Here is a 6066-nt window from a genome sequence, read left to right as displayed (position 1 = left end):
AAATATGGGCGCAACCTTTTCGGAATGTTTGTCAAGAGCGATTGTCCCCTCGTTCGGAGAGTACTTATCGCCCAATACCTTGTGTTTTTCAATTTTTCATAGAAGTTTTGACACTACCCAAGTAGATATATTACATATAATTTCCATTAATGTAAATATTTTGAAAATAGTACTGTCTCATTATTTTAAATATACAGAAATTATTTTTCATTAGATTATAGTGTAAAAGTTTTAGAAACCGAAGTAATTTTTAGCTCTATTAGATTATATTTATAAACCTCGGACCAAATAGAAAATGTAAGTCTCATGCTATAAAATAAAAAGCATCTCCAAATTTTAGATACTTGTCTATATTTGGGGATGCTATTAAATTGTTTATCAGTTAACATTATTTCTTATACTTAAATAAAGATTATCTAAACCATTTCAACACATTTATTATATTCATATATTTTCTCTTCATAATTAAATTACATGCAAACTAAACAAACTAATACATTTAATAGTTTGTAGCTATTTATAGTTTTCGAAGTATTTTCCTTTTTCGATGATTTCTTTTGGACTTATGCCTGTCCACTCTTCTGGTGTTATGTTGGGATTGAGTTCAAGATAGGATTTAATCATCTTATATCCCTCACTATAACCATAAGACCTCGGCAAATCCTTTCCGCCCACTGTAATTTCTATCGCACGTTTGGAGTCTTTTTTGTTTAGATCAGGTTCAATTTTAGACCATAATTCTTTGTCGTAATCCAAATACACTTGGGTGCTTTCAAGATTAGGATATACGGTTTTCTCGAACATGACTGCTTTTCCTTCAAAAATTAGATTATCTAAAACAGTTCCTGAAAAATTATTTAAATTCTTTTCTGCCCAAACACTGTGATGATATTCATGTGAAACACCGACTTTGATAATATCGTCTTTGTAATATCCAGTATATGGGATAACGATCTTCCCAGCCCCCACCGTAAGCAACGGCATATTTGAACGGCTAGAAGGAAATACACACACGGTTGTATCTTTTTTAGTGGGTAGTAATGCTGCGGATTTCAAAAGGGATTCTTGAATGAGAGCATTCATCTCATCTTTACGTGTTTCTAGTTCTTCATTTATTATTTCTAATTCTGCTAAACTATCAGGTGCCGAGTTGAGAAGTTCATCCGCCATATAGAGGAACTCACCCTTCTTGAAACATTTGTTGTAAATAGGATCAATGACTTCCTCTTCATAAACTTCTAAAGTAGCTTTGCTTGGATCGCTCTTAACTTTTTCAATATAGTTGTTAAATAATGGACTTACTTGAATAATTTCAAACTGCTGTTTGGTATCCGGGTCCTCAAATTTAAACGATAGTTCTTTACTTGTTTCATTTTGTGCACAGGAAGTGAGCATTAAAAGCATTAGAAATAGAATTATAGTTGTGCATTTTTTTCGAGTGTATTTCAATTTAATCCCCCTATATAAAGAAACTTTAAAATTTTAATCAATTTAATATAGTAATTCACTGCTTATTTTTTAAATTTTCACGGATAATTAGAAAACTGATTTAGCTGATAAGCATCGTTACCATCTTTTATTATTCTTATGAATCTTTTTATAGAGGTAAACTTCAGTATCGGTACCTGTCCAATTACTTATAAAGCTCATAAGCAACATTAAAATACCAAATAAAACAAAAGTCACTTTGTAATGGCCTAAAAAAAGTAATACAAATGCTGAAACTATTAGTAGCATTATTAAAAATATTAAGAATATTTGGAACTTACCTTTCCTCTTTTCATTCATATGTACAACCCTCCAATAAATCGCTCACATTCTACTAGTTGTTATTTTTGGATAATTGTACCATATCAATTGTGTCAAAAATACCTTATGGAAGGAAACTGAATCCATTCAACTACTTAATAACCCTTTTAATGGGTCTATTTTAATAAATTTATTAATTTGCCTATTGACATTTATTATAGCCAGCACATAATCTTCCCAGATTTCTTTCTAAACGTTATTCAACAATCTTTAGCCCTTTAATGAAAAAAGCTCCTTCCTTATTTGGAAAGCGCTCGATTGTTGAATAACTTTATATTAAAAGAATCTATAAGTTCCCCTTCTAACTTATGTACACTATAACTCCTCAATTTTTTCAAAAACCTCTGTATAAAGAGCATTTATGTCCTTTTTATCATTTAAATAAAAATACCAAGTTTCAAACTTATTCGCATTAATGTTATGTAAATAAATGGTAGTATGTGAGCCGTTGTCTAAAACATCGAAATTAGCAGTTTCATAAGTTAGACCTTCATTCACGAATGGATAGTGTCTTTTATTCGAATCAAAGAATATGATTGGGAGCTCTAAACCTTTATATACTTCTATATATTTATCATCCGACGCTGCTTCAAATACATTGGGTGTTAACATAATTGCATCAAGATTTGTTGGAAGCTTTGATATATCCTCATTTACTTTTTCTAATGATAATGATTCAAAATGAATTTTTTCATTTTTCAATTCAGGAATATTACCAATTACTGCAATGTTTAATGGAGCTCCATCATATTTCACTTTATTGATAGACACTGAAAGTAAAAACACCATGGCTACTAAAATCAAGCCTATGACCACTACACCTATAATTAAACGTTTCATTTAATCCCCCTTGCAACAATCTACTCCCATATTATAACAATTTCAATTCTCTTATTAAACTACTCCGTTATTTGAACCTTTAATGAAAATAGACGCATTCCTTATTAAAGAAGGTAGTGACCCCTTAAAGTTAGAGTTTTTATTATGCAGCTAATTGGCTGGCGTGTATTCGGTAATTTACCTGACTCATGCCGGCCAGTTTTTGTTTAATGCGATCGTTATTATAATAATTGATATACTTCTCTATTTTCTTTTGCAGTACTTCGTAAGAGATTAATTGTTCCCCATAATACATTTCCTGTTTTAGTATGCTGAAGAAGTTCTCCATGGCCGCATTATCTGCGCATGTCGCTTTACGAGACATGCTTTGGAAAATCTTGTTCTGCCTTAATGTTTTTACCCACGTATTGTGTTGATAGTGCCATCCTTGATCGGAGTGAATCGTTGCCCGATATTCAGCACGTTTCTGAATAATTGGAAGTGATTGCTTAAGTGAATCTAACACAAAATCTAGGCTCGGCCGTTTTGACATACTAAACCCAATAATCTCACCGTTATATAAGTCCATGATCGGGCTTAAATATAATTTCTCATCATCTGTACATTTAAATTCGGTTACATCAGTCACCAATTTTTGAAGGGCATACGGTGTGCTGAATCTACGATTCAAAAGGTTTTTAGCGACTTTTCCAACCGTTCCTTTGTAGGATTTATAGCGTGATTTACGTACAAATTTTACACATATCAATCCTAGCTTTTTCATAATTCGTTGTACTTTTTTATGATTAATTGTGTACCCTTGCGCTCTTAATTCCGCATGAATACGACGGTAGCCATATCGACCTTCATGCTTTTCAAAGGTCTCTAAAATCAAAGTTTCCCATTTTCCATTCGAATTTGCTTGTTTCATTTGTTTCATCTGATAATGATATGTCGCTTCTGGAATACCCACTTGTTTTAAGACATCTTTTAATCGAAATCCTTCTTGTTTAAGTTCGAAGGCGATGGCTGCTTGTGCTTTTCGAGGAAGGTATTTGGATTCTCTCGAAAAGCCTTCAACTTTTTTAAATACGCCACCTCTAAACGAAGAAGCTCATTTTCGCGTTCTAGCTGCTCCTCACGTGACATTGTTTTTTCTTGGTTATTCGCTGTTGATTTTTGTTTCTTAGACATAGACGGGCGCCCCTTTGATTTTTTTTGCAGGCCCTCTATCCCTTTTTTTAAGAATCGACGATTCCAACTAGTAATTAAAGTTGGATCATTCAAGTTAAAGTGAATCGCAGTATCTTGATAGGAAGCACTTGTTCGTTTCATAAAGTTTAATACATCTAATTTAAATTGAACAGAATAAAACTGCTTCGTTTTCTTAACGGATAAGCCACTATGCCCAAACTCTTTAAAAGCACGTACCCATCTCCTTAATGGAGAATCACCTATACCATATTTCTTCGCTATCGCTCGATATCCTAGAGAGCCACTTAAATATTCTTGAACCACCATTAATTTAAATTCTTCATTATATTTAGTCATAAAAAATCACCTCAAAAGTTAGTTTTTCACTCTAACTTTTGGGGTGCAGTACCGAAAAGCGCCCGATTGTTAAGGTTCAAGATAGTGGTTACTGCTTATTTGTTAAACTAAAACCTCTTTTAAATTAGAAAATATATGTTCCAAATAAATCATTCCCATAAATAATAACCAAACAGCACAAGGAATTGCTAGACTTTTAACTGAATGTACCCAATTGAATTTATAGTTACTTTTTTGTATTAATTTATCTGTAATTAAGAACAAGATTGCTGCACCCAAACTAAACGGAAGTAAGATAAGACCAAAAAAAACATGAAAAATAACTGTAAGTATTACTTCAATTTTCTTATTATTATTTTTTCTAGTTATTAAATTGCTTATTATATCACTAACTATGGAGGTTAAAACCCCATAGATTAATATAACTGGGAAGCTGTACATCAAATAAACAGGTGTAGCTAATATAAAAGTGAATATGTAATCAGTAATGGAACTTATACTTTCTCCAAATGCATTTGGAACAATTAAAGCGAGCAATATAGCAAAAAGTGATCCAGATATAGATGCTGATATAATTTTCCTCCATATTATCGCACTCATATAAAATAACCCTCTTTTATGTATCCTATTTAATGTATTTAGTGTAAATCTCAACCATCTTTTATTCAACAATCTGGCCCGATTGTGGAATAGTATAATCCTGCACCAGAGAATTTTTTTATCAAACTAGATTAATGTTCGATCTTTGTTTTAAATAATTGAACTTTGTTTTAAATGTTTAATCTTATATATAAAACTACAAAAGAAAGGCTTTTAACATTCCATGTCCGTGGGCTATTCATTTTTCCCACAAAACTAAGTAGCGTTACAAAAATTTACTTAGATTTACCAAATATGATATTGTATTGGTAATTAGTTCATATGGAGGTTTTATTATGCCTATTGATTTTGGAAGATTTAAAAAAAGAGAGGATTCGCAACGCGAAACCCACCCAATTAAGATTTATGATGGTCTTTCAAGAAGTGGCCGATTAAATGACTTATGGAGAGGACAATATTTAGCTTTAGAAGAATGGGAAAAGGTACGAAAAGACAATGACCTTGTTGTTAGTTTAAACACTGGCGGCGGGAAAACTGTTATTGGATTAATACAAGGCCAGGCACTAGTTAATGAAACAGGTGGTAGAGTATTTTATCTTTGTGGGTCTATCCAACTCATTAAACAAACCGCTGAAGTAGCCTCCCTTATGCCGTTAAAGGTGGCTACTTATTATAATCGACAATTTGAAAATGAAGTCGACTTTAATAAAGGAGAAATCCTTTGTATAACCACCTACCAAGCTTTATTTAATGGGTTTAGCAGATTCGCTAAAGAAGAAATCGCTTGATTAGTCTTTGATGACTCACACGTTGCGTCTCATATTATTCGAGATCATTTTTCCTTGCATCTGGATGATGCTAATTTCCCACAAACATATTCAACACTTGTAAATACAATCAGAGGATATTACGAAGCTACTCACTCAATTCAACTATTTGAGCAAGTCGTTAGTCAGAAATTGGATCCTACTGTTTTATTTGTCCCTACTTTTATTTGGGAAGATATAAATAAAAAAATTATTGAAGTTATAATAGCTGAAGGTGTACCAACTTCAAACTCTACAAAATATGCATGGGAGCATCTTCGCGATAATGTCGATTTATGTGCAGTCTTTTTGACATCTAATTCAATTGAGATTACCCCATTTTTACCCCCCGTTCATTTAATACGTATTGTCAAAACTTATATATATAAATCGCTAATAATCGTTGGTTTTATAGTCTTTTACGCAAAAAAACTTGCCACCCCCTGGATTTTGGTGTTAGTTGAGGTTACCACACACAAAA

At 32.3% G+C, this 6066-nt stretch carries 6 protein-coding genes and 1 pseudogene; 2 read left to right on the top strand and 5 right to left on the bottom strand.

Annotated features, from left to right (window positions below; translation table 11 throughout):
• Positions 1 to 513: 513 nt before the first annotated feature.
• The 5 genes and pseudogenes from D8M03_RS16920 to D8M03_RS16895 form a co-directional block, all read right to left on the bottom strand.
• A complete protein-coding gene (locus D8M03_RS16920; RefSeq protein WP_245987667.1) occupies positions 514 to 1449 on the bottom strand; it encodes a DUF2268 domain-containing putative Zn-dependent protease in 936 nt (311 codons plus the stop codon).
• Between the two features lie 675 nt (positions 1450 to 2124).
• On the bottom strand, positions 2125 to 2649 hold the full coding sequence (locus D8M03_RS16910) for an amino acid oxidase (RefSeq protein WP_121215971.1): 525 nt from the start codon (positions 2647 to 2649) through the stop codon (positions 2125 to 2127).
• 142 nt (positions 2650 to 2791) lie between these two features.
• A pseudogene (locus D8M03_RS16905) lies at positions 2792 to 3658 on the bottom strand (IS3 family transposase); the annotation flags it as partial.
• Entirely contained in the window at positions 3619 to 4179 is a 561-nt protein-coding gene (locus D8M03_RS16900) for a helix-turn-helix domain-containing protein (RefSeq protein WP_121215969.1), read from the bottom strand. The gene D8M03_RS16900 and the pseudogene D8M03_RS16905, both read right to left, overlap by 40 nt.
• Positions 4180 to 4281: 102 nt before the next feature.
• On the bottom strand, positions 4282 to 4779 hold the full coding sequence (locus tag D8M03_RS16895) for a hypothetical protein (RefSeq protein WP_121215968.1): 498 nt from the start codon (positions 4777 to 4779) through the stop codon (positions 4282 to 4284).
• Positions 4780 to 5114: 335 nt separating this feature from the next.
• On the opposite strand from D8M03_RS16895, the gene D8M03_RS16890 reads away from it, so the two are divergent.
• Both D8M03_RS16890 and D8M03_RS16885 read left to right on the top strand, forming a co-directional pair.
• Positions 5115 to 5567, top strand: a complete 453-nt coding sequence (locus D8M03_RS16890) for a DEAD/DEAH box helicase family protein (protein WP_121215967.1) — start codon at positions 5115 to 5117, stop codon at positions 5565 to 5567.
• A 54-nt stretch (positions 5568 to 5621) separates the two neighbouring features.
• Positions 5622 to 6066, top strand: a 445-nt coding sequence (locus tag D8M03_RS16885; RefSeq protein ID WP_147404841.1) for a hypothetical protein, incomplete at its 3' end; no start/stop codon positions are given.

The organism is Ureibacillus endophyticus, assembly GCF_003628435.1.
Taxonomy (GTDB): domain Bacteria; phylum Bacillota; class Bacilli; order Bacillales_A; family Planococcaceae; genus Ureibacillus; species Ureibacillus endophyticus.
Note: the sequence above shows the minus strand (reverse complement) of the source record. Positions and strands in the feature narration are given on the sequence as shown.